Origin of the sequence: Arthrobacter sp. S41 (assembly GCF_004320535.1) — a bacterium.
In the GTDB taxonomy this organism is placed as follows: domain Bacteria; phylum Actinomycetota; class Actinomycetes; order Actinomycetales; family Micrococcaceae; genus Glutamicibacter.
The window spans coordinates 2,407,242-2,431,137 of the sequence record NZ_SIHY01000001.1; the positions used below are offsets into that span (position 1 = coordinate 2,407,242).

General features: G+C 56.3%; 18 protein-coding genes and 1 riboswitch. Of the genes, 5 read left to right on the forward strand and 13 right to left on the reverse strand.

The window, feature by feature from the left end; genetic code table 11:
* Positions 1 to 39 precede the first annotated feature (39 nt).
* Both EYR88_RS11065 and EYR88_RS11070 read left to right on the forward strand, forming a co-directional pair.
* Positions 40 to 1,395, forward strand: a complete 1,356-nt coding sequence (locus tag EYR88_RS11065) for a Gfo/Idh/MocA family oxidoreductase (protein WP_131089689.1) — start codon at positions 40 to 42, stop codon at positions 1,393 to 1,395.
* 8 nt (positions 1,396 to 1,403) lie between these two features.
* Entirely contained in the window at positions 1,404 to 2,312 is a 909-nt protein-coding gene (locus tag EYR88_RS11070; protein ID WP_207306491.1) for an NAD(P)-dependent oxidoreductase, read from the forward strand.
* A gap of 76 nt (positions 2,313 to 2,388) precedes the next feature.
* Here the strand turns inward: EYR88_RS11070 and EYR88_RS16145 are convergent, their stop codons facing one another.
* Genes EYR88_RS16145 through EYR88_RS11090 form a run of 5 tightly spaced genes read right to left on the reverse strand, consistent with a single transcriptional unit; the run spans position 2,389 to position 8,937 of the window.
* Positions 2,389 to 3,483, reverse strand: coding sequence for a M24 family metallopeptidase (locus tag EYR88_RS16145; protein WP_207306492.1), 1,095 nt, complete (start codon positions 3,481 to 3,483; stop codon positions 2,389 to 2,391).
* Between the two features lie 11 nt (positions 3,484 to 3,494).
* On the reverse strand, positions 3,495 to 5,615 hold the full coding sequence (locus EYR88_RS11075; RefSeq protein ID WP_131089690.1) for a DUF6807 family protein: 2,121 nt from the start codon (positions 5,613 to 5,615) through the stop codon (positions 3,495 to 3,497).
* 30 nt (positions 5,616 to 5,645) lie between these two features.
* On the reverse strand, positions 5,646 to 6,554 hold the full coding sequence (locus EYR88_RS11080; RefSeq protein WP_131089691.1) for a sugar phosphate isomerase/epimerase family protein: 909 nt from the start codon (positions 6,552 to 6,554) through the stop codon (positions 5,646 to 5,648).
* Positions 6,551 to 7,804, reverse strand: a complete 1,254-nt coding sequence (locus tag EYR88_RS11085) for a dihydrodipicolinate synthase family protein (protein WP_131089692.1) — start codon at positions 7,802 to 7,804, stop codon at positions 6,551 to 6,553. The genes EYR88_RS11080 and EYR88_RS11085 overlap by 4 nt, the downstream gene beginning before the upstream one ends.
* Positions 7,801 to 8,937, reverse strand: coding sequence for a Gfo/Idh/MocA family oxidoreductase (locus tag EYR88_RS11090; protein ID WP_131089876.1), 1,137 nt, complete (start codon positions 8,935 to 8,937; stop codon positions 7,801 to 7,803). The genes EYR88_RS11085 and EYR88_RS11090 overlap by 4 nt, the downstream gene beginning before the upstream one ends.
* A 175-nt stretch (positions 8,938 to 9,112) precedes the next feature.
* Here EYR88_RS11090 and EYR88_RS11095 point away from each other — a divergent pair, with 175 nt between their 5' ends.
* Positions 9,113 to 10,135: a LacI family DNA-binding transcriptional regulator gene (locus EYR88_RS11095; RefSeq protein ID WP_131089693.1), complete on the forward strand. Its 1,023-nt coding sequence runs from the start codon at positions 9,113 to 9,115 to the stop codon at positions 10,133 to 10,135.
* A 171-nt stretch (positions 10,136 to 10,306) separates the two neighbouring features.
* Positions 10,307 to 11,623, forward strand: coding sequence for an extracellular solute-binding protein (locus tag EYR88_RS11100; protein ID WP_131089694.1), 1,317 nt, complete (start codon positions 10,307 to 10,309; stop codon positions 11,621 to 11,623).
* A gap of 46 nt (positions 11,624 to 11,669) precedes the next feature.
* Here EYR88_RS11100 and EYR88_RS11105 read toward each other — a convergent pair whose 3' ends face one another.
* Entirely contained in the window at positions 11,670 to 12,647 is a 978-nt protein-coding gene (locus tag EYR88_RS11105; RefSeq protein WP_131089695.1) for a hypothetical protein, read from the reverse strand.
* Positions 12,648 to 12,739: 92 nt separating this feature from the next.
* Between EYR88_RS11105 and EYR88_RS11110 the strand changes: the two genes are divergently transcribed.
* Complete coding sequence (locus tag EYR88_RS11110) at positions 12,740 to 15,928, forward strand: HAD-IA family hydrolase (protein WP_131089696.1); 3,189 nt, start codon at positions 12,740 to 12,742, stop codon at positions 15,926 to 15,928.
* 83 nt (positions 15,929 to 16,011) lie between these two features.
* Here the strand turns inward: EYR88_RS11110 and EYR88_RS11115 are convergent, their stop codons facing one another.
* From EYR88_RS11115 to EYR88_RS11145, 7 genes are all read right to left on the reverse strand, one after another.
* On the reverse strand, positions 16,012 to 17,418 hold the full coding sequence (locus EYR88_RS11115) for a sugar porter family MFS transporter (RefSeq protein WP_131089697.1): 1,407 nt from the start codon (positions 17,416 to 17,418) through the stop codon (positions 16,012 to 16,014).
* 222 nt (positions 17,419 to 17,640) lie between these two features.
* Positions 17,641 to 18,918, reverse strand: a complete 1,278-nt coding sequence (locus EYR88_RS11120; protein WP_131089698.1) for a solute carrier family 23 protein — start codon at positions 18,916 to 18,918, stop codon at positions 17,641 to 17,643.
* Between the two features lie 29 nt (positions 18,919 to 18,947).
* Positions 18,948 to 20,375: a bifunctional hydroxymethylpyrimidine kinase/phosphomethylpyrimidine kinase gene (thiD, locus tag EYR88_RS11125; protein ID WP_242632528.1), complete on the reverse strand. Its 1,428-nt coding sequence runs from the start codon at positions 20,373 to 20,375 to the stop codon at positions 18,948 to 18,950.
* On the reverse strand, positions 20,372 to 21,013 hold the full coding sequence (gene thiE, locus EYR88_RS11130; RefSeq protein ID WP_131089699.1) for a thiamine phosphate synthase: 642 nt from the start codon (positions 21,011 to 21,013) through the stop codon (positions 20,372 to 20,374). The genes thiD and thiE overlap by 4 nt, the downstream gene beginning before the upstream one ends.
* The gene (gene thiM, locus EYR88_RS11135) at positions 21,006 to 21,800 is read right to left on the reverse strand and encodes a hydroxyethylthiazole kinase (protein WP_131089700.1); all 795 of its coding nucleotides are present in this window, start codon (positions 21,798 to 21,800) and stop codon (positions 21,006 to 21,008) included. The genes thiE and thiM overlap by 8 nt, the downstream gene beginning before the upstream one ends.
* Positions 21,790 to 21,884: riboswitch (TPP riboswitch) on the reverse strand. It overlaps the preceding gene by 11 nt.
* 37 nt (positions 21,885 to 21,921) lie before the next feature.
* Positions 21,922 to 22,287, reverse strand: a complete 366-nt coding sequence (locus EYR88_RS11140; RefSeq protein WP_131089701.1) for a GntR family transcriptional regulator — start codon at positions 22,285 to 22,287, stop codon at positions 21,922 to 21,924.
* On the reverse strand, positions 22,284 to 23,819 hold the full coding sequence (locus EYR88_RS11145; RefSeq protein WP_131089702.1) for a hypothetical protein: 1,536 nt from the start codon (positions 23,817 to 23,819) through the stop codon (positions 22,284 to 22,286). Before EYR88_RS11145 ends, EYR88_RS11140 begins: the two co-directional genes overlap by 4 nt.
* Between the last annotated feature and the right edge of the window lie 77 nt (positions 23,820 to 23,896).

Consider the following 23,896-nt stretch of genomic DNA (forward strand, 5'->3'; position numbering starts at 1 on the left):
CTCGGCAAATACTGCAGCACCTAGCTAAGGAGAAAACTGATGGGAACAACAACACGTAAGCGCTACGTGCTGATCGGGGCCGGGAACAGATGCGAAATGTACATCACCTCAATCCTTGGCGACCACAGCAACGTAGCTGAATTGGTTGCCTTAACGGATACAAACCCAGGCCGGGTCGAGTACTACCAAGACGTTGTCGAGCAGAGCTTTGGGGAACGCTTGGGCTCCTTCGACCCCGACGAGCTGGATTCATTCATCCGCGAAAATTCCATTGATCGGGTCATCATCACGACGCCGGACTATACCCACGCCGCCCTGATTTGCACCGCCATGTATGCGGGGGCCGATGTCATTGTAGAGAAGCCGCTGACCATCGATGCGGCGAGTACCGCGCGCATAGCGCAAGCCGTAGACGATACCGGTCGCGAGGTGATCGTCGCTTTTAACTATCGTTACTCACCGCGAAATACGGCGTTGAAAAAGGCCATTGATGATGGACTGATCGGTCAGGTGACGTCGATAGATTTCAGCTGGATGCTCGACACCGTTCACGGAGCTGACTACTTCCGTCGCTGGCATCGACTCAAGGAGAATTCCGGCGGGTTACTGATCCACAAATCTAGTCATCATTTTGACCTCGTCAACTGGTGGCTTGATGATTCGCCTCAGAGCGTTTTTGCTGCCGGCGGCCTCAAATTTTATGGCCCAAAAAACGCCGCTGCGCGAGGACTGCAGACCCACGAACGCGGCACGCATGAGCTAAGCGATCAAGAGCCCTTTGATCTGGACTTGCGTAGTGACGAACGCTTAGAGAAGTTGTACTTGGCTAATGAACATTTGGATGGTTACCGCCGCGATCAAGGCGTTTTTAATGGGCAAATTTCCATTGAAGACAATCTGAGCCTGACCGTTCAATACGACAAAGGCACCATTCTTTCCTATTCGCTTAATGCGCACAGTCCGTGGGAAGGATACCGAGTTGCGATCAACGGAACCGAAGGGCGTCTGGAACTTGATGTAGTTGAGCGGGCGGCGGTCCTACCGGCCTCCGGCGGCCGTCCAGTTGATCCCTCTTACAACGACGATGGTCAGAGCAGCAAAGTGCGTTCCAAGGGGGAACGGCTCATACTTCAACGCCATTGGCAAGAAGCGGAAGAAATTCCCATTATCAATTCCGAAGGTTCGCACGGTGGAGGCGATAAGCTTCTGCTTCAAGAACTCTTCCAGGGCCAGCAAGTTGACGGATATTCGCGGCAGGCCGGATTCCTTGATGGCGTACGAGCGATTGCGGTGGGAATCTGCGGGAACACTTCTTTGGAAACAGGCGAGCTAGTGAACGTGCGTTTTGCTGGACTGGGCGTTAATTTCTCAGCTGTCGACAAGGCTCAGGTGTAATTGAATCCATGCGTGAAAAGGTAATTATTACCGGCGGTTCAGGTCGCCTCGGGCGGTCGGTTGTCGATGGTTTTGCAGCCGCAGGCCATGAAGTTATTTCACTGGATCGGGGATTGCCCGAGGAACCAGTGGCCGGCGTTGACTACCGCAGTATTGATCTACAAGACGCCGAAGCAACACAGACACTATTCAAAGAAATCAACCCCCAGGCAGTCGTCTCGTTGGCGGCCATGGCCGTTCCGTTCATGGCCCCTGAAGAGGTGCTTTTGCAGACCAACGCTACGATTGCGCACAACGTCACCTCTGCAGCCGTAGAGTCAGGTGCGACGCGGGTGGTCTTGGCCTCCAGCCCTTCGATTATGGGCTACGGATCTCCCGGTGGGTGGGTCCCTGAAAAGCTTCCACTGGACGAAAATGAAACGCCGAGACCCTGGCATGCTTATGGACTATCCAAGTTTGTGGCAGAACAGATCGCGGCAATGTTCGCGGCCAAGTTGGGTCCCGAGAGCCCGGTGAAATTTGTGTCGTTCCGCCCGTGCTTTGTGATCGCAAAAGAAGAGTGGGAGGGAGCGCTGACCCAACAAGGCCACACCGTGGCCGAGCGTTTGGCGGATCCAACGCTATCGGCGCCGGCGCTGTTCAATTATGTCGATGCCCGCGACGTTTCGGACTTCTTGCTGCTACTTATTCAGCGATTTGATCGCGTCAACAGTGGCGATGTTTTCTTCGTCGGTGCCCAGGATGCCATGGCTACACGTCCACTGGCGGAAATCATTCCAGAGATCTATCCGGAACTCGCAGAGTTGGCACAAGAACTGACTGGGCAGAGCCCGGCCTTCAGTATCCAGAAAGCACGCGAGGTGATCGGTTGGGAACCAAAGCGAAGCTGGCGAACTGAACTCAAGATCAAAGTCTAGGAAATTTGAGTAAAGACAAACCGGTGAGTACGAGGATTTTCTCTCCTCGTACTCACTGGTTTTCTTCTTCGCGACGTTATCGTTGCAGTACTTGGGGCCTGGGCAATCCATTGATTATTGTTGCTGGCCACTGTGGATCGACGCTCAGCACTTCAATGTCACCCGAATCCGTGAGCAGCATGGTGTCCTCAACCTTGAACATGAGGCCATCGCGTTCTGCACTCGGATTAAATGCGAACGCTTGATTCGGCTGAAAGACGTCGACAGACTCAGGTGAGAATCGGGGATCCCGTCCGTTATATCCGGCTATTCCTCCTTGATGATGTCGTGTCCATTCATCCTCATCAAATCCGTGGGCCGGGTATGCCTGCTCAATGGCGGGTAGTAGTTCGCCCAGTGCTTTGCCGTGTGCAATACCGCGAATGATCTCTGCCTCAACCTTAAGAATGTCAGCTTCACCAGCAAGCTCCTGCGCCGTTGGCGGGGCATAGCGGACCCAGCGCGTGAGATTAGCAATCAGGCCGTGGCGCCTGACGCACAGTACAGCCATCGCCTTTCGGCCCAACGGGGCCATTGTCGGCAATGGGTGTCGATACTGGACACGAGTGGAGCCACTGACCAGTGCCACGAGCACATCTCCACCCAGCGCAATTGCACCGGCTGAAAGGTGGGCTGCGACGGCATATTCGGAATCGTCACTGGAAGTTTCAGCTAGAACCTTAGTCATCACCGAAGCGGTGTCTTGGCACAGCCGGCGGTAGCGGTCTACTTCTGCTAGGGACAAAGCCGAGCGCAGGGCACGAAGCTCCTGATCGATCTGGGCCTCGGCAAGAATATTCCAGTCACTGGCCTCGGGGAACCACGAACTGATGTTATCCAGCGGCTCATACCACTTGGTGACATGGATCGTCAGCTGGTTCTGACCCGTGACTTCTTCATCTTGGATTCGCTGAGCTTCACTGATTGATGTAGCAAGTTCGCATCCGCGTGCATGAACCAGAACCGTGAGGATCGGGGGAGCGGCCAGCGAAACATGCGTGCGCGCACCGTCAAGGAACCACGCAAGCGATGCGGGAGTGGACAGCAACAATGCTTGCGCACCCTGATTATGGATGATTTCCATCAGCTGAGCATGTTTTTTCGTGTACCTACCGGCTACCGCTGTACGCATATTCGATCCTCCTATTTTTCTGAACCGATTTCTTGGTACAGCGCAGCGACGTCCGCTGCCTCTACGCGACCATCAGTGACCAAAATTCGAACTCGACGAGTCGCGGAGTCTCCGGGTTCCAGAACCACCGGCGAATTCCAAGCCAGAGAACTTCCCACACCGGGATAACTGGAGCTACGAACAAACCACGGGTCACCGTCGTTGCTGCAGAAAACGAGAGTTGCTGCACCGTGCTCAACTCCGCGTTGCGCCAAACTGACCGATTCTGAGGAGAATTCGGCACTGAAGGCTAACCATGGGCTCAGTGAGCCATGGACCTGATCCTCACCTGTTGCGTCTTGGGTAAAAATTGCTGGGCTATCAGCTTTTGGTAGCCTCCAGAAGAAGCCGCCGTATCCGCCATTAACCCGCCCGTTGGAACCGGGAGAGCCCAGAGAAACCGTTTGGTCTCGTGCGCAGAGACTAAAAGTGAAATCCATGATCCAACCCGAGATTCCGGTGGGCTCGTGGTTAAAGGCGCGCACGTTCACAGCGCGTTTTTCGTCGAGCAATATTTGCTGATCATGGCCAACCCACTCCAGGTGCGAAGAGTGAGAATTTCCGCTGGGGGCAAATGAATTTGAAACGGTTCGAATATGCCCATGGTCTTGTCGCCACACATAACGCGAGTCAGCTCGTGTATAGGTTCGGCCACCCCAAAAGTTATTTCCGTTAACGTCCTGCAGCGCCACCCCGACACCGAGGTGCCACGAGTGATCCAGAGGCTGCTGGTCGCTGATGTGCACCCCACCAAATGTTTTCAACTCATCTAAGAAAGGACGCGGTGAATTGCTCCGGGAAATATCCTCGCCCGTGCGCAGCTTTGCAACGGTCAGCTTCTGCGCAGTCGCAGGATTCTCAAGGGTCAGTTGGCCGCTGATCGAGGCATCGGCTGCCCAGGGAGCACCGAGTGAGGCAAAGTCTGATTGGGCAGCGACGGCACGGTTGATGAAATGCTCGATATCTGGAATGACAGGGTGAAATTCTTCGTCAGCACCAGTAGGTATAACGTGTTCTGCGCGGATAGTAGTGGGGGTGGGAGAAATGCGTATCTGCTCAAGCACCCGCATGAAGGCGCCAGCAGATTCCAGTGAGCTCAGCAGTGTCGCTTCTGTTCCGCGGCGCACGTTCACGAGATTTTCTAAGAGGTTGGTGCGCTCAAAAACTTCAGTAGTCTCCGGGCGCCCGGACTCCGTGTTGGGGCGGATGACCAGTTCATCGCGCGTGTAGTACAAGATTGCAGAGCCTTCGGTCCCGTAGACGGTGATCCATGGATCTTGTTGCTCCTTGGCGCAGACCGTCAACGCAGCGACTACCGGGATTCCGGTGCGCGTCTCCAGCCGAACAACAGAAGTGTCATCTGCTTCGATTTGATGAGCATGGTACAAATCGGTGGCAACCGAGACAACATCCTCAGATCTCTTCGCACCAGCAATCCGCAGTGCGCTGGCGACAGCATGAGCCAGAGGATTGGTCACCACACCGTCAGCGATTTCGATTCCGTTCAGTACTCGGTGCCCAGCCCACGGTGAGCGGTTGTAGTAGCCGGTGGTGCGCACCCAATTTCCGCTGGCGCCTACCGCGCGAAGTGCACCAATAGGCGAATTTTTGTTGTTGTCCTCGAAAAACTCTTCCACGGCTTTTAACGCGCGAGAACCTAAAGCTTGGAAACCTACCTGGACGTTGATATTGGCCTCATGTGCGGCATAGAACAGTGTTTCGTACTGCTCTAGTGTCGCCGTGGGCGGCTTTTCAAGGTACAAGTCCGCACCGGTTTCTAAAGCTTTCATGGCCAAGTCGGCATGGGTGTTGATCGGTGTTGAAATGATGACGATGTCCGGCTTTAGACCTGTTTTCAGAAAATCATCAAAGGTACTGAAAATTTGCGTCTTTTCTCCGCGAACAAGGCTGCCAGGATCCTTGGGGTCAACGCCGGCAAGAAAGGAAATCTTTTCCTCCTCGACAAGACGATGAATGTTTGTCAGATGCTGGCGTCCGAAACCATTAAGGCCGACCAGCACCACCGCTGGTGTGGTTGACGGCAAAGCGGAATTGGTGCCGGTGACAGCCGCTACGGTGGTTTGCTGGTTCATGGTGCCCTTCTTGGAATCGTCGAAGTCAGATCAGTTTATGGCGCTCGCCGGATGGATGCCTGCAGCTTGCTCAAGATGGGGCAAAACTAGCGACTCATAACGTTGAGACATGGTGGCAAGAGTCAGGTGAGGATCTTGTGAATTGATCTCATCGTTAAAGATCTCCACTTCCACTGGTCCCCGATAGCCGGCCCGGGCAACCCAGCGGGAGATCGTTGCGAAATCAATATGTCCATCGCCCATCATTCCGCGTGATTGCAGTGCATTGCTGGCGATAGGCAAGTTGAAGTCGCAAACCTGGTAGCTAACCAAACGGCGTTCGAGACCAGCCCGCTGAATTTGCTGCTGCAACTGCGGATCCCAGAAGACATGGAAGGTATCAACAACAACTCCTACGGCTTCGGCCGGGTGAGCGGTGGCCAAGTCGAGAGCTTGGCCTAGGGTCGAGAGCACAGCCCGGTCCACCGCATACATGGGGTGTAGTGCTTCGAGCACGAGGCAGACGCCGTGTTCTAGCGCCAGCGGAACCAACTGATCCAAGCTGCGCGCAACTCGGTCGCGAGCGGCGACGATGTCTTTGTCGGCAGGATCGCCAGAGCCCCCGAGAATGTGCGCCGCCGAGGGCAAGCCGCCAACAACCATAATTAGGTTGCGCGCGCCGATCGTGGCGGCCTCTTCGATAGCTTTCTGGTTGGATTCAAGCGCCTCTTGCTTAGTCCGTGGCGAAGCCCCGGTGAGAAAGCCGCCGCGGCACAGGGTACTGGCCTGAAGCCCGCCTTCTCTGATGATGGTTGCTGCACGTTGCGCACCGCCAACTTCTTCAATCAAGTGTCGCCATGGACCGATGTGCGTCAGACCCGCACGGGCAGCTGCCTCCACCGCCTGATGCAGGTTTAGTTTGGGGGTGGTTCCGGTGTTCAGCGATAATTCGAAGCTCATGAGACTCCAGTCAGCGTTTGGGTGGTTACGTTGACGCCGTAGACAGCTAGGAGCTGTTCCATGCGTTCGGCTGCCAGGTGTGGGTTCAGTAGCAGTCCGGCGGTATCGGCGAGCACGAAGGTACGGATCAGATGCGGGAGCGAACGTCCTGCCTGAAGGCCGCCAATCATCTGGAATCCGGCTTGGTGGCCGTTGAGCCATGAAAGGAAGGCAATTCCTGTTTTGTAGTAGAGCGTGGGTGCGCTAAAAATATGCAGTCCTAGTTCCCTAGTGGAATCCAAAATTGCGCGTCCGCGTTGCGAATCTTCTGCGTCAAAAGCCTGCATAGCCGTTGAGGCTGCGGGGTAGATGGCCGCAAATATTCCTAGCAAGGCATCTGAATGTAGTTCGCCGTCACCCTCGATCAGCTCCGGGTAGTTGAAGTCGTCCCCGGTGTAGAGCCTGACCCCTGCAGGAAGTGCAGCACGAAGTTGTTTCTCATGCTCGGCATCGAGCAGTGAAACCTTCACGCCATCAATCTTGTGGGCGTACTTGTCCAAGATTGATTGGAAGATTGAGGTGGCTTCGGCCAGATCGGTGGTGCCCCAGTACCCGGCCAGTTCTGGATCGAACATTTCACCGAGCCAGTGCAAGATGACCGGTTCTTGAGCAGCTTCCAGCACAGTTGAATAGACCTGGAGGTAATCGTGTGAGTTGCGCGCTGCCTTAGCGAGGGCGCGTGAGCACATCACAATAGATTTTGATCCGGAGCCTTCTACTAAGCGCAGCATTTCCAGGTAGGCATCGGTGACCAACTGCAACTGTCCGGGCTTAATGGAGTTAACCGTTAGCTGATCCGTTCCTACGCCGCAGGCGAGGATATCACGAACCGTCAGGCCGCCCAGTGCTGGGTAGCGGTTTTCTGCGATGACCGTGGCAGCCTCGTGGGCTGAACGCGTGATCAGCTCGCAGGTGGCTGCATAGTCCAAGCCCATGCCACGTTGTGCGGTATCCATTGCATCCGCGACGCCTAGTCCGTAGGACCAGAGCTCGTGGCGGTAGGCCAAGGTGGCATCCCAATCGATAATCGCCGGCGCTCCGGGGGTGTTATTTGCCCCCATCTGCGGGATGACGTGGGCCGCGGCGTAGACCTTGCGGGAGACAAAGGGGGCGAGCGGGCGTGTGAAGTCCCCTGGACCTTTGAGGGTGTAGGTGAACGACTGGCCATGTTCATCGATCAATCCGAGTTCCGGAAGATTGTTCTCGTTCATAGCGTGATCTCCGGAATGTCCAGCGTGCGTCGCTCGGCTGCGGACTGCAGGCCCAAGCTGGCCAGTTGCACGCCGCGGGCTGCGGAGAGCAAACCGAATTGGTGCTCTCGACCGGCAGCAACGTCACCGAGGAAGTCTTCCCACTGCAGCTTAAATCCGTTATCCAAGTCCGCGTTGGCTGGAACTTCGAGCCATTGGTCGCGGAAGGATTCAGTGACAGGCAGATCTGGATTCCATACGGGCTTAGGTGTGTGGGCTCGTTGCTGGGCCACACACTTGTTCAATCCTGCAACAGCGGAACCGTGGGTTCCGTCAATCTGGAATTCGACAAGTTCGTCGCGGTACACACGCACAGCCCAGGAAGAATTGATCTGAGCGATGACCGGGTCACCTGCCGGTGTCTCAAGTTCGAATATTCCGTAGGCGGCATCGTCTGCGGTAGCAGTGTAGGGCTCGCCCTGCTCGTCCCAGCGGGTTGGGATGTGGGTGGCGGTCGTGGAGGTCACCGTCTTGACGCGGCCGATGATTCCTTCCAGTACGTAGTTCCAGTGGCAGTACATGTCGGTGGTCATGGACCCGCCATCGGCCAGCCGGTAGTTCCACGATGGGCGCTGGGCTTCTTGGATTTCTCCTTCGAAGACCCAGTAGCCGAACTCGCCACGCAGGGACAAGATTCTTCCGAAGAATCCTTCGTCCACAAGGCGTCGTAGCTTGACCAGCCCTGGCAGATAGAGCTTGTCATGAACTACGCCTGCGGTAATTCCTTTGGCTTTGGCCTGACGGGCTAGATCCACCGCATCACTCAGGGTTTCCGCTGTGGGCTTCTCGGTGAAGATGTGCTTGCCCGCTGCGATGGCCTTGGACAGGGTGTCGTATCTCAGCGAGGTCATCGATGCGTCAAAGATGATGTCGACAGTGGGATCATCAATCAGCGAATCGAGGTCGGTGGTGTAGTGCTCCACCTGATGTCTGTTTGCCAGCTCGCGTAGTTTGTCTTCATTTCGACCGACGAGTATCGGTTCAACGGTGAGTTTGGAACCGTCAGCTAGCGTGATGCCGCCTTGGTCGCGGATGGGCAAGATGGAACGCAGCAGGTGCTGTCGATAGCCCATGCGACCGGTGATGCCGTTCATGGCAATTCGGAGAACTTTGGTATTTGTCACGAGATACTCCTCGGCTAAAAAATGAGAGGGGAAACAATTTCGGGAATGCGCTTTCCACGATAGTGATGCAAATTTAGGGTGTCAACCATCACGGGCTTTGAGGGATAAGCTTGTCCCAGCTTGTCGTGGACGAAAAGGATTTCAGATGGCTATTCGACTGACTGATGTCGCTAATGAGGCGGGAGTTTCATTGGCGACTGCTTCGCGTGTACTCAATGGATCAGCCCGCAAACCGGCGGCCGAAATCTCGGATAGGGTCCGTGCTGCGGCGGAGAAACTTGGGTATTTTCCTAACGCGCAAGCGCAAGCGCTTGCCCGAGCCTCAACAAAGCTGATCGGGCTGGTGGTCCGTGATATCGCAGACCCCTATTTCTCAACTATTGCCCGAGGCGTCCAGCGAGGCTTGGGGGATAGTGGCACCCAGCTGCTGTTGGCCAGCACCGATTCTGATCCCGAGCGAGAGATCGAGGCGGTGAAGGCATTTATGTCTCAGCGCACCGACGCAATCATTCTTTCCGGATCAAGGGCATTATCCGAAGATGATGGACTGTTGCGCTTGATCGAGAGCTACCAGGACAACGGTGGCCAAATTGTTGTTATCGGTCAGCCACTCGCTAGCACCGGTGGAATTCATGTGGATAACGAGACCACGTCTGAGAACCTCGCCGGTGAACTTATCCGCGCAGGTCACCGCAAGTTTGTTGTGCTTGCAGGCGATGAAAATCTACTGACTTCTCGGGGCCGTGCTCAGGGTTTCATGGCGAAGCTGAAGCGGACGGGACTTGTTGCGGTAGACGTGATTCACGGGGCATTCTCCCGCGAGGGCGCCTATATGGCCATGAGTGATTACCTGAAAGGGTGCGAGGCAACGGAGCCGCGGGAGCAGGTCTGCGTTTTTTGCGTTTCCGACGTGATGGCACTGGGCGCTATTCGCGCCATTCGAGAAAGCGGACTTCGGGTACCGCAGGATATTGCCGTGGTGGGGTTTGACGACATTCCCACCCTGGTGGACGTCACCCCCTCGATTAGCACCGCGCGATTGCCGCTGGAGGAAATTGGCCGATGGGCCGGTGAGATGGTGTTAAGCCACGGGGACGCGCGCAAAATGGTTGTTACTGGCACTCCGGTGTTGCGTGAATCATCGGAACTCCGCGCGGAAAATCGGTAATACCGAACCTGCATGATGCGATGTTCAAATGTAATTGATGGATTCGACCTCTGCTCTTGACTCGTGACTGGGGTCACAATTAGATTGTTTGGGAAGCGCTTTCCGCAATGTTGATCGGCAGGGTCAATTGTTGAAACTTCGCTCTTATCGGCCCACTCAAGGAGGAGACCCATGGACCAGCAGGACAACTCAAGAAAAAGTCGGCAGAAGTTCGGTGCACGTCTGAGCAAGTCCGTAGCCATTGCCGCCGTTGCCGCTCTGGCGCTAACTGGTTGCGGTGGCAGCAGTGGTGCTGAAAGCGCGGACGGCAAGAAGATTCTCCGCTTTTCTTGGTGGGGATCCGATACGAGAGCCCAAGCCACGAACAAGATCATCGAAGCTTTCGAAGCAGAGAATCCCGATATTGATGTCCAGGGAGAATATTCGGACTGGAGCGGTTACTGGGACAAACTGGCTACCCAGGTTGCTTCCAACGATGCTCCTGACATCATCCAGATGGACGACAAGTATCTTCGCGAATACGCGGACCGCGGCGCTCTACTGGATCTGACCGGGGTTGATGTCTCCAAGTTTGAAGAGGTTTCCATTCAAAACGGAACCACTGACGATGGTCTGGTCGGCATTACTACCGGCATCAATTCCTTCACCCTGACGGCCAATCCTAAAGTTCTGAAAGAAGCTGGTCTAGAAATCCCCGACGATAAGACCTGGACCTGGGACGACTACCGGAAGATCACCGAAACCGTCAGCGAGAAAGCAGAAGGAAAGTACGGCGCCGAAGCTCCCAACGAACCGGCTGGACTGCAGACCTGGCTGCGCCAAGACGGCAAGCATCTCACCGGCTCTGACGGCAAGCTCGGATTCAGCGCAGAGGATCTCACAACTTACTTCCAGCACCATCGAGACCTGTTGGACGCCGGCTCTTACCCTAAAGCCTCGGTATTGGCAGAAAACCAGAATGCCGGGCCTGACCGCTCGATGACTGGTACCGGAACCGCAGCTTTTGGCATGTGGTGGAGCAACCAGCTAGGTGGCTTGTCGGCCGCGGTTGGCTCGGATCTTGTCCCGTTGCGTTTGCCTAGCAGCACGGGCAAAGCCGAAGACAACGGGCTCTGGTACAAATCATCGATGATGATGTCAGGCTTCGCGCGCACCAAGCACCCGGAGGAGACCAAGAAGTTCATTGACTTTATGGTCAACTCGCAAGAAGCCGGTGCGCTTAATCAAATGGACCGCGGATTGCCAGCGAATCTCGACGTTCGTAAAAAGGTAGTTGCCGATTTGGACTCAGTCGAAACGGCCTCCGCGAAGTTCGTCACGAGCCTAAAGCCAGAGCTGAAGGGTACAGAGTCGATTCCACCGATGGGCTTCAGTGCCGTTCAGGACATCCTCTATCGCTACGAGATGGAAGTGTTCTTCGAGCGACAGAGTGTTGCCGATGCAGCACAAAACGCATTCAAGGAAATCGAAACCGCAGTATCCCAGTAATTAAACGACTAATGGGCCCCGAAAGAGGGCCCATTAGTCGTTTAATCTATTGAAGATCCAGCGTTGCCAAAACGGCTGGAGCGTTTTCGCGCAACTTTTCATCGTCGGCATCCAGCAGTAGGCGTAGCCAGGTCTCGTGCTGAGACAGCGGAGCAACCAGGCACGCTGGATCGATCAGATCGTAAAGCTCATCGGCAGTGCCATAGGCGGCAAACTGATCCAGGTAGGCGAACAAGGCCTGCATGACCCGCTCATCACCCGTGTCACAATTCCACGCCTCGGTCATTGCTTCAAGCGCAGTCTTCAGCGAGGAGAATGGGTGGGCCCAGTGCGCTGATGACAAATTCAAGATGCGACCGTGTTCCCCAGCTTCACCGGGAACTACTACCTGGGTCAGATCAAAGTTTCCGTGCTCAAGGCTCAGCGGTACCGGTCCCTCGTGGAGTGTGGCGCAGGCGCTGGTGAGCTGATCAATGTGTCCAGCCAAGCGATCCGCGTGGGCCCCATCAATGTGCAGTGGGTGATCTACTGGCAAGGAAACATGCATCATGAGCGCTTGTTCAAACTGCTCTGGCAGGAACTGAGGATCAACTACGGTCACACCGGAGTCAAAAAATTCGTCTTCGCGACCCATAAGGGCTACTTGGAAGGAACCCAAGGAGGACAAAGCCATCTCCCAGTGCTCCACCGAGTCACCCAGATCAGCAAGGCAGTGGCCAAAGTCGGGGCAGAGCATGTAGCCGGCGCTACGGTCAACGGCCAACGGCATCACCACGCGGTCGGGCAAAAACTGGCCGGCCGCCACGGTGATCGCTGGCTCAGCGGCCAGCCCGGGCGCGTTGGCGCTGAAAATCAGATCGGCGGCGTCGGTCTTCACCGAGGCCTGAATCTGGTGCAATTGGGCAGGCCAGAATTCCGGGGGAGCGGTGCGCTTAATCCCGTAGGACTCGCAGGCCGAGTCGATCCATGCGGCGGTCGACTCACGCCAGGTATCGCTGTTGAACAAATCTATCCACTGTGCCACGTTCTTATCGTAGTATGTCGATGCAAACGCGTTCACTTGCTACCGTATGGACTACGGCTAGTAATTTGCTCCTCTTTCGAAGGATTTCGATCGTGAACGCTTATCGACCTGAGTACCGACACCGTGATTACAAAGCCGTCCTCTTTGATCTGGATGGTGTAATCACCCCGACGGCCTTGCTTCACCGCAAGGCGTGGCATGAACTTTTCACTGCCTTTTTTGACAAATTTCCGGGCGTGGCCAGCTACACCGACCAAGACTATTTCAGCTTGCTCGACGGACGCCCGCGCTATGACGCGGTCCAAGCCACCCTTGCTTCTCGCGGAATAGAACTGCCCTGGGGCACCGTGGATGATCCTGCCGGTCAAGATACGGTCTGCGCCTTGGGCAATATGAAAAACGACAAGTTCACCGAAGTGCTGGTGCGCGACGGTATCGAACCCTATGCAGGTTCCGTAGCCTTCTTACGCCAGGTGCTCGACGCCGGGCTAGATGTGGCCGTCGTGTCCTCTTCACGAAATGCTCGGATGGTGCTTACCGCCGCGGGCCTTGATGAGCACTTCCCGTTGGTGATGGGCGGACAAGAAGCCGCAGCCCGCTCGTTGGCCGGCAAACCAGCTCCGGATACTTTCTTGGCTGCCGCCGCTGATTTAGGCTGGCGTCCCGAAGAGTGCGTGGTCATTGAAGATGCCACCAGTGGTGTGACCGCGGCACGCGCCGGAGGCTTTGGGGTCATCGGCGTAGCCCGTGAAGATAACGAAGAAGAGCTGCTCGCTGCCGGCGCGCACTTTGTGATTGAAGACCTCGCCGAGCTGACTACCGAAGATTCGGCGCAAGCCTGGGATACCGATTCCTGGTCGCTGCTACGCGATGAGCAGCGCGACTCCGATGGGGCTCAGGACACCGTTTTCTCCCTAGGCAACGGATTCCTCGGTGCGCGTGCAGCCCAGCTGGGGCTGGGGGACCAATCCGGGGGCACGTTCATCAATGGACTGCATGAGGCATGGGAGATCCGGCACGCAGAAAGTGCCTTCGGCCTAGCCGAAACCGGGCAGACCATGATCAGCGCCCCGGACTTCAGGACTCTTCGCGTTTTTATTAACGATGAGGCCCTTGAAGTAGGGCGTACCGAAATGCTGAACGATGAGCTGCGCCTGGACTTCCGCGACGGCACCCTGTGCGCACGCACACTGTGGCGCACTGCAGAAGGTCACCGGGTGGCTGTGATGGCTCGCAGCATGATTTCCTTTACCGACAGGCACCTAGCCCTTCAGGATGTCCACGTACGCCTGCTTGATGCTCCAGCACGAGTACTGGTGCAGTCTTCGGTGATTGGTTATAGCTCCCAGCGGACCGTAGCCTCCCCTGAAGAGACCGATGCCTCCAAGGCTGGCGTGCCCGATCCGCGCAAGAGCGAGGAGGCTAGCGTCAACGCGCTACACCCGGCCGGACACTCGGTGCATGGCTCCAGGCTTGGAGTCTCATACCAGGTTCCTGGTTCCGGGATGTCGGTGGCGGCGGTCGTTGAGCACCAGGTGAGCACCACAGGCGGCGCAGAGCAAGAACTGCTCATCACCCGCAGCAGCGCCGACGAGCGTGCTGATGAGGTCATCAGCGCCCGTCTGGAAGCAGGACAAGGAATCCGCGTCTCGAAGTTTGCGGTGTACAACTGTTCGCGCCGCCACCCGGCACAAGAAATGTTGCTACGTTCGGATCGAGCCTTGGACCACCTGGTAGCCCAGGGCATGGACGAGCACCTACGCACCCAGCGTGCGTTTATGGCGGACTACTGGGAACGCAGTGATGTGCTGGTGGATTGTGATGACACCAGCATGCAGCGCAAGATCCGCTGGAACTTATTCCAGCTGGCGCAAGCTGCCGGGCGTGCTGACGGTTTGGGCATCAGCGCCAAGGGCGTGAGCGGTAACGGTTATTCCGGGCACTATTTCTGGGATACCGAAATCTATGTAATGCCGTTCTTGACCTACACCAACCAACAGTGGGCTCGTAATACACTGCGTGCCAGGGTCGCGATGATTCCGGCCGCCACACGCAGAGCCAGCATCATGAATGAAGCCGGTCTGCTCTTCCCATGGCGCACCATCAATGGTGAAGAGGCCAGTGCCTACTATCCTGCGGGCACCGCGCAGTATCACATCAATGCGGACGTCGTATATTCACTGAATCGCTATTTGAGCGTGATGGAGGACGACGAGTTCCTACTTGCCGGCGGCGCCGAGATCTTGGTCGGCACCGCTCGCATGTGGGCCTCACTTGGTTTCTGGCGTGGCCACGAAGGCAACGAACGATTCCACATCCACGGTGTGACCGGCCCGGATGAGTACACCGCGGTAGTTAATAACAACCTGTACACCAATGTCATGGCCCGCTTTAACCTTCGCCGCAGCGCCCAGCTGCTGACCGAGCTCTCCCAGCGACGTCCGGCGCACTACGCCAAGCTCGCTGAGCAATTGGGTCTAGAAGCGGACGAGATTAGCCTGTGGCTCAAGGCCGCGTATTGCATGCATATTCCGTATTCGGAATCGGTAGGCATTCACCCGCAGGACGAGCACTTCTTAAACCGTGAAGTGTGGGATCTGGAAAACACCGGCCCGGATAAGCGTCCACTATTGCTGCACTATCACCCGCTGGTGATCTACCGCTTCCAGGTAATCAAGCAGGCCGATGCGGTGTTGGCACTGTGGTTGCGTTCTAGTGATTTCACCGCTGAGCAAAAGCTTGCCGACTTTAATTACTATGACCCACTGACTACCGGTGACTCCACGCTCTCGGCCACGGTGCAGTCGATTCTGGCTGCCGAGGTGGGTTACCGAGAACTGTCGTGGGAGTACTTTGAGCATGCACTGAATGTGGATCTTGAGAATCTGCACGGCAATACTGGAGACGGGGTGCACGTGGCCTCCACCGGTGGTGTGTGGTCCGCGCTGATTTATGGTTTTGCTGGACTTCGTGATGACGATGACCGGCTCTGCTTTGACCCGCGTCTGCCAGAAAGCTGGCGTTCAATCAGTTTCTCACTGGCTTGGCACGGCATGCGCATTGCGGTGCGCTTGGAAAGTGAATCTATCGAGTTCACGCTAGATGGGGCTCATTCACGTCCCATCTGGGTCCGCGGTCAGCAGATAGACCTGATTCCTGGCGAGTCGATCACCATTGCGCTAGCTGACCAAGGCCCGGTACGTCAGGGACGTCCGACCTTGGAAAAGGTACTTGAAGTCCAAAGCGAGGCCGGAGTCGATGTGCCACGCAAGGCTTGGTAGCACCTCTCTTTAGGTAAAAAAATGTGGCTAGAACCGTTAGGTTCTAGCCACATTTTTTGTACTCAGCTTTGAGCGTTGTTGTTTTACAGCTTCATGTCTTCCAGGGTGCGTCCCTTGGTTTCCTTGACCATGAAGATCACGAAGATCAAGGAGAGCAAGGCAAAGACCGCGTAGATGCCGTAGGCCAGAGCCAGACCAGCATCGGCAAGTGCCGGGAAGGTGGTGGAAACGATGAAGTTGGCGATCCACTGTGCAGCAGCAGCCACACCCAGAGCCATTGCACGGATGGAGTTCGGGAAGATTTCCCCGAGCAATACCCATACGGCTGGACCCCAAGTGGCACCAAAGCCGACCACAAACAGGTTTGCCGAAACCAAGGCGATGATGCCCCAGCTACCTGGCAGGGACACTGCGCCGTCGATGGTGACCGACTGAGCGAAGGCAATAGCCATCATGCCCAATGACAGGGTCATGATTGCCGAACCAATAGTCAGCAACAGCTTGCGTCCTAGAACGTCGATCAGCAGCACTGCCACGACGGTGGCCACCACGTTGGTGATCGAGGTGATCAGCGAAATCGTGAATGAATCCGATTCGGCGAAGCCTACGGACTTCCACAGCGTAGTGGAGTAGTAGAAGATCACGTTGATACCAACAAACTGCTGGAAGACCGAGAGCAAGATGCCAACCCACACCAGTGGGTGGAAGCCAAAGCGGCCCAGCAGGTCGCTGAACTTCTGGCGACGCTCCACGTGCACGGTGGAACGGATCTCTTCGATCTTCTTTTCGGTTTCTACCCCTGGGTTCATGCCCATGTCGCGGGTCAGAACCGCAGCGGCCTCAACCAAGCGTCCACGCTCAACAAGGTAGCGAGGGGATTCTGGAAGTCGCAAAGCCAGCGCACCGTAGATCACCGCTGGGACTACCAGCGAGAGGTACATCCAGCGCCAAGCAGCCAGACCGAACCAGCCGGTAGCGTCTGCCGAGCCCATAACGAAGACCAGCAGGGCGCTGATCAGGAAGGCTACGAAGATGCCAAGCACGATGGCCATCTGCTGCATGGTGCCCAAGCGGCCACGGTGGGCTGCTGGGGAGATTTCGGCGATGTAGGCCGGAGCGATCACCGAAGCGAAGCCCACGCCGATACCGCCGACGATGCGCCATACGATGAGGTCAGCTGCGCTGAAGCAGAGGCCACAGCCGATGGCTGAAATGATTAAAAGGACGGAGGCAAAGACCATGGTGCGAACGCGGCCTACACGTTCGGAGACCACACCTGCAATCCATGCGCCTAGAGCTGCGCCGAGTAAGGCGCAGGAAACAGTGAAACCGATGGTTACCGCGTTGAGCCCGAATTCGTGCTCGACAGCGTCCACGGTGCCGTTAACGATTGATGAGTCATATCCAAAAACGAACCCACCTAATGCCGCCCCAAGGGCGATGAAGATGAGTCGCGCGGAGAGTTTTCCGTCTGATGTTGTCGCAGTCACAATGAGCCATGCTATCTGATTTAGACGGGGTCAAAATCCGTAATTTTCAGTTTTTGATGGGATAACCATCACATTTTGGAAGGAGTCCTTACATGTGCCACTCAGAATTGACCTCCCCTACTCACCTCTCGTGCCTAACCAGTAGGGAGATTGCAAAGAAAAGCCGGCCGGTGTCACGAGCAAACTCGCAACACCGGCCGGCTGAAAAATATTTTTAAACTCTCAGGATTCCTTCGAAGTGTCAGCGAGGTCATTGCCACGCAGCTTCGCCACCGTGCGCATCAAGTGGAAGACCACCAAGGTAGCGATGGAACCCAAGGCGATACCACCAAGCTGGAACTGTCCAAAGGCAATATCACTGGTCACAGCAATAGCGATGATCAGTCCGGTGCCAGCAGTCATCAGGTTGATCGGATTACCAAAATCAACCTTCGCCTCGATCCAAAGGCGCGCGCCAACAATACCGATCATGCCGTACAACACGATGCCCAAGCCGCCGATAACTCCGACCGGAATGGTGCCCACTAGTGCGCCAAACTTCGGCAGGAAGGCCAACGCCATGGCCACAATGGCCGCTACCCAGTAGGCGGCAGTGGAGTACACGCGAGATGCAGCCATTACGCCGATGTTCTCGGCATAGGTGGTGGTGGCAGAACCGCCACCGAGTCCGGCAACAACGCTGGCCGCACCATCAGCCATCAGTGCGCGACCGTTGAACTTCGAGAGATCTCGTCCGGTCATCACACCCACGGTGCGTACGTGCCCGATGTTCTCGGCAATCAGCACAAAAACAGCCGGCAGGAACATCAATGCGGTATCAAGATGGAAAGTTGGGGTCGTGAACTGTGGCAGACCAACCCAGCTCGCCTCACCCACGGCACTGAAATCAACCTGGCCCTGGACCAATGCCAACAGGTAGCCAAGAACCAAACCAACCAGAATCGACAGGCGTCCAAGTAGACCCTTGAAGGCCACGGTAGCGAGTACCGTGAAAATCACCGTCAAGAATGTAGTCAGCGGGAAATCGGTCATCGGTGCCAAGGTAGCGCTGGCGAGGTTCAAGCCAATCAGCGCAACGATGGTGCCCATAACTACCGGTGGCATCAAAGCGTGGATCCACCCGGTACCAGTAGCCTGCACAATCAGGCCCACCACAAAGAGCAACGCGCCAGTCATGACGATGCCGCCAAGGGCACCAGCCATGCTGTGCGACTGGGTGGTGGAAATGACCGGAGCGATCATCGCGAAGGATGAGCCAAGGTAGCTAGGTACCTTGTTCTTGGTCATCAGCAAGAAGATGATGGTGGCCAAGCCGGTAAACAGCAAGGTAGTGGTGACCGGGAAGCCGGTGAGGGTTGGCACCAGAATGCTGGAGCCAAACATCGCCAGGATGTGCTGGGCACCAATGGAAATGGTTTGTGGCCAGTGCAACCGTTCTTCCGGGGCGACAACTTCGCCCGGGTTGATGGTCTTTCCGTTGCCGTGAATGCTCCAGCTCATACAATCCTCCAGATCGTGGCCCGCGCGTTTCAGACCGTAGAAAATTCTACTCGGTTCTGTCGTGCTTGATCGAAGAAGGCCAACTCATGTTCTGAAGATCGCACAAATGCCACCCTCATCCGCTCACGCAGAGCACCATCAGACTGCTTCCACGCCATGCGCACCATGTTGATGGCCTGCTCGGTAGCTAGGTCGAATTCTTCTGATGCGTAGGTGCTCAACCACTTTTCAAAGGGGTGTTGATCGTGATTGGCTGCGGCTAGGCGCTTGCCAATGTCTTGATATAGCCAGTAGCAGGGGAGGATTGCGGCAATCAGTTCCCCGTAGCTTTGTTTGGACGCCGCCAGGTGGTTCACATAGTTCAGCGTGATCGCACTGGGGTTCGCGGTACCTTCAGCGAGGTAACTGCGATGCAGCTGCAATTCACCTTCCAAGATTGCACTGGCTGAGCTAGCCCAGAAGCGTTGCGCTTCGAGATCTGGGGCCAAGACACTGGCCTCGGCCAATACCTGAGCGTAACGCTGAAGGTAGAAGGCATCTTGGGACAGGTAGTACTCAAAGTCAGCTGAAGGCAGTGTGCCATCGGATAACTGGGTAATGAATTCCAACCCATCGATGGACCCGCGCAGTCCATCAATTTGCTGCCACCACTCTTGCATGGGATCAGCTTCGCTGAAGAAGTCCACAAAGTGGTTCACCGGGCCATGCCCGCTACCCACAGTGAGTTGGTCGGCTGCGCCGATAGCGCGCACCAGATAAGCCTTGGACTTCTCAAGAGCCTGTATCCAGTCACCGTCTGTGGCGTAGATAGTGGCCAAGGCGCTGGAGAGGGTGCAGCCGGTGCCGTGGGTGTTTTTGGTCTGGTGTCTTGGACTGCTGAACTCGGCCAGCACTCCAGTGGAACTAACTAGCGCATCAGGGCAGAAGTCTCCAGCCAGGTGCCCGCCCTTGGCCAAAACCAGAACGTCGTGCTTGGCGGCCAGTCGCTGTGCCTGCTCTAGGACTTGTGGCCATTGTGTGGCAGCAGCCTCGCGTAGCAAGCTTGCGAGCTCGAGCAGGTTAGGGGTGATGACGCAGGCGCGGTCCAGCAGTGAATCGAGTGCCGACTCATCTTCTAGTAATCGGTCTCCGCTCGTGGCTACCATCACCGGATCTAGAACGACCGGTGCATCTACGGTATTCAGCCAACTACTGACCGCGCGGATTACTTCAGCATTGGCCAGCATGCCAATCTTGATGGCGTCAATCTGTATATCAGCGCTAATGGATTCCAACTGGGCTAGGACAAAGTCACCATCAATGGCTTGTACTGCGCTGACCCCTTGGGTGTTCTGCGCGGTTAATGCCGTAATCACGCACATGCCATAACCACCGTTAGCGGCAATGGCTTTTAGATCCGCCTGGATACCGGCACCACCGGAAGGATCAGAGCCGGCGATAGAGAGAATATTTTTCACTGTGCCACCGTCCAAGCTGAAACGAGCAGCTCGCTGGCCGTTTGCGGATCCTCGGCATTACAGATGGCACGAACCACCGCTAGGCCCGACCCTCCGCCAGCGCGAATCGCAGCTGCGTCCTGAGCGGTAATGGCGCCGATGGCTACACACGGTAGTTCGGTCAAGGATGCTGCACGGATAAAACCGTCAAGACCCAACGGGGTTGGGTGATCCTTTTTGGTAGGAGTGGCACGCACTGCACCAACACCCAGATAGTCGATGACCTCCGCGTCGAGACTCGCCTGGGCCAGTTGTTCATCGGTGGAAGCGCTCAAACCGATGATGCCTTCGCCGATAATCTCACGGGCAAGTCGCACCGGAATGTCTTTTTGCCCGATATGGATACCGTTGACCGCAGCTCCGGCCGCGCGAGCAGCTAAGAACACGTCAATCCGGTCATTGATCAATAGTTTGGCTTTGCCTTTGGTTAGTTGGGCTGCAGCGCAGGACAGTTCAAAGAATTCGCGGGCAGTCTCATCTTTGGCCCGCAGCTGAATCCATTCGATGCCGCCGGCTACTGCTCCTTGGATAACTTCCAAGGTGGTGCGTGGAGTGCAGCTGGCGGTGTTGGCTACTAGGTAGGCGCCGATATTATCCATGGTTCAGTTCCTCGTACTTCAAAGTCTGTAATTCTTCAGGTTCCGTGGCGGCCAGCGCATCAAGGAACGCCACCGCAAAGCTTCCCGGTCCGGTGCTTGCGGCCAGTGCCTTTTCGGCGGCCAGACCGTAAAAACCGTGGGCGGCGATGGATGCTTCAAAGGGGTCCTCGTGCACCGCGAGCATTCCAGCGTTAAAGGCACCTAGCGCGCATCCGCCACCGGTGATTCTGGTCAGCCCGATACCGTTGGTGTGTACCAGTACGGTACGGGTAGCGTCGATGATCGCATCGGCTTCGCCGGAGATAGCAACAACGCAGCCGTGTTCTTGCGCCAGTTCGCGTCCTGCATCGAGGGCAGCCTGCACGGTATCTGCCGCATCAACACCACGGCCACTGGAATCCTTGCCCGCCAAGGCGAGGATTTCCGAAGCGTTTCCACGGATCAAGGTGGGATGTTCTTGAACTATGCGTCGGGCGAAGTCGGTGCGTACCGACAGGGCGCCGACAGCCACAGGATCCAATACCCACGGGGTGCCTGCTGCGCTCGCCGAGAGCACCGCTTCCTCCATGGCCACCATTTGCTCGGTGCTTGGCGTGCCTAGATTCACCAGCACTGCAGAAGCCAAGGCAGCAAACCCGCCAGCTTCGCCAGGCAGATTAGTCATGGCTGGTGAAGCGCCGGAAGCCAGTAGGACATTGGCGGTGAAATTGGTGACGACGGTATTCGTCAGGCAAAAAACTAAAGGGGAGTGTTGCCGGTATTTTTGGGCAACGGTAGGCAGAGTCATGCGACATCCCTCCGCTAGCGTGAACTAGATCAGGTTCGACGGGTTTCATCTCAGTCGGCTTCTCCGACACCCCGTGTCACTGATCTAGAGCGTACGCAGTGGCAATGCCTAGAACAAATTCTTAACGTTCACGTCTCGCCACTAACGCTTTAAGTGTCGCCGCATCGACATGTTGCGCTGCTGCTAGCTTCCAAAGGTGGTCTACGGCCGCCACCAGATCTTCATGCTCTTCGATGGGGGTAGCGCGTTCATTAACTATCGTGCCGGCCCTGCGTCTTGAAGAAATGAGCCCTTCGGCTTCCAGCTCTTTGTAGGCACGAGCGACTGTTCCGGCAGCTACCCCAAGATCTGTGGCCAACGCCCTGACCGTGGGTAGCTTGCTACCTGCCACTAATTCGCCGAGGTTAATCAGCGACGCGATCTGTGAACGGATCTGCTCATAAGGAGCGGTAGCCGCCTCAAGATCTACCGTGATCTGGGTGCTCATGCGCGCACGCTCGTGGTCAGGCGCGCCTTCGGGCGATTGACCACGAGTAAGGCTGGGATGCAGAAGAGCCCAATGCCTATGGCTAGCACCGCTGGCTCATCGGAAGAGACCAAGCCCGGCAAGAGGAAATACGCACTGCAGAGCACTCGTAAGGCTCGGAACTCCAAGATTTGCCGATACCAGATTTCCTGTTCGTCCGTGAGGTCCCAGGGGACTGCGCAATGGCGGATCCACCAGAAGTAACCGGCCGCGGCTACCAACGTTCCCACGATTATTGCCGAGGTGACCCATGGCGAGAGTAGCTGTTGTGCCCCTGGGCTCAGTGTTTGTGGGGCGTAAAGCAAGATGCTCCCGCTGAGGATGAACAGCGCTGCAATCGTGTACACCCAAACCGGAAGATTTTGGCTCTTCGGTTCAGAAAGTGCCCCCAGCTTTGCTCGTGAATGTGCATAGAGCGCGAAGCCGGCAGAGATTACTAGGTACAGGACTACCGCCGCCGCTGACCATGGCAGCGCAAAGGAAGCGCCAACAGCACGGGCCCCGGCTTCACCGAATGGCTCTGGCGTTTGGTCAACGAGTTCACTGGCCGCAAGCCAGATAATCAACGTGGCGATAATCAAGAACGTATTCGCAAAATAGGAAACGGATAGCGTGTGGCTGCGCATCCGGGCGAAGGCGGTGCTAGGCAGGCTATTGGCCTCCGGTGCGGCATGCTTTGGAGCCCAGACGAATAGCACGAAGCCCAAAGCCAAGACGGCAAACATGGACACCTTGTTCCACCCGGAACTCAGAACCGGATCGGCGTAGGTGATTGCGGCACCGATGATGTTGGTCAGCAGCCAACCACAATTTCGTAGCAACCGGTTGAGCCAAATTGAGCGTAGTTCTTGGTTTTGGGTTGCGGAGATCCCGGCTAAGGGCCTGCGTTTGAGGATGATTGCACTGATCACGGCAGTGGCCAGTAAAACCGCGAAAATACACAGCGCAAACAGTGGAGCTACTTCAGCGCCTGAAATCCACCCGGATGTGCTGTCCCATGTAGGCGCAACTGCGTCTTCGAAGTCAGCCGCTGAGGATTCAGTACTTTTGCCTTCAGGGATGTGGCCGGCGACCCGGGATATCGGCCACAACATGCAACATGCAAAGATTGCCAGTGAGCCAACTAGGGCACCTAGCTTACGTGGAAAGGGCGTGGTCAACGTGCGTGGTTCCAAAGATGCGACGCGAACTGAGCGCAGTTCTCCAGGCCAAGTAAACAACCCGATGACGTAGACCAAAGTCAGCCAACCGGCGGCACCCAGTGCAATGATGACGCGCGTTGTCGGTGACTCTGATGGTGCTTGAATGGACCAAACCCGAGATAGGTCGCCAGAAGTCGAGGCAAAAAACGCAATCAGGGCACACCAGAATGAATGTGATTGAGCCCTGAGTAACGCTGAGGATCCGCGGCGTGCAGCTACTGAGCGTAACCATAGGTAGATTACTGATGACGCAATAGCTATCGATAAGGCGCTCGCCGAGATCTGATCCATAGGTTTTAATGTATCAAACACTTGATACATAATGAATCTCCTTGAGAATTAATCGGTAGAAAATCTGCCAAGTAACG

Excerpts from the sequence above, each read along its gene's own strand:
- EYR88_RS11070 (WP_207306491.1), top strand. The coding sequence starts at position 1,404 with ATGCGTGAAAAGGTAATTATTACCGGCGGTTCAGGTCGCCTCGGGCGG.
- thiE (WP_131089699.1), bottom strand. The coding sequence starts at position 21,013 with ATGGATAATATCGGCGCCTACCTAGTAGCCAACACCGCCAGCTGCACT.
- EYR88_RS11095 (WP_131089693.1), top strand. The coding sequence starts at position 9,113 with ATGGCTATTCGACTGACTGATGTCGCTAATGAGGCGGGAGTTTCATTG.
- EYR88_RS11100 (WP_131089694.1), top strand. The coding sequence starts at position 10,307 with ATGGACCAGCAGGACAACTCAAGAAAAAGTCGGCAGAAGTTCGGTGCA.
- EYR88_RS11075 (WP_131089690.1), bottom strand. The coding sequence starts at position 5,615 with ATGAACCAGCAAACCACCGTAGCGGCTGTCACCGGCACCAATTCCGCT.
- EYR88_RS11090 (WP_131089876.1), bottom strand. The coding sequence starts at position 8,937 with ATGAACGGCATCACCGGTCGCATGGGCTATCGACAGCACCTGCTGCGT.
- thiM (WP_131089700.1), bottom strand. The coding sequence starts at position 21,800 with ATGACTCTGCCTACCGTTGCCCAAAAATACCGGCAACACTCCCCTTTA.
- EYR88_RS11085 (WP_131089692.1), bottom strand. The coding sequence starts at position 7,804 with ATGAACGAGAACAATCTTCCGGAACTCGGATTGATCGATGAACATGGC.
- EYR88_RS11080 (WP_131089691.1), bottom strand. The coding sequence starts at position 6,554 with ATGAGCTTCGAATTATCGCTGAACACCGGAACCACCCCCAAACTAAAC.
- EYR88_RS16145 (WP_207306492.1), bottom strand. The coding sequence starts at position 3,483 with ATGCGTACAGCGGTAGCCGGTAGGTACACGAAAAAACATGCTCAGCTG.
- EYR88_RS11145 (WP_131089702.1), bottom strand. The coding sequence starts at position 23,819 with ATGGATCAGATCTCGGCGAGCGCCTTATCGATAGCTATTGCGTCATCA.
- EYR88_RS11065 (WP_131089689.1), top strand. The coding sequence starts at position 40 with ATGGGAACAACAACACGTAAGCGCTACGTGCTGATCGGGGCCGGGAAC.
- EYR88_RS11140 (WP_131089701.1), bottom strand. The coding sequence starts at position 22,287 with ATGAGCACCCAGATCACGGTAGATCTTGAGGCGGCTACCGCTCCTTAT.
- EYR88_RS11120 (WP_131089698.1), bottom strand. The coding sequence starts at position 18,918 with ATGAGCTGGAGCATTCACGGCAACGGAAAGACCATCAACCCGGGCGAA.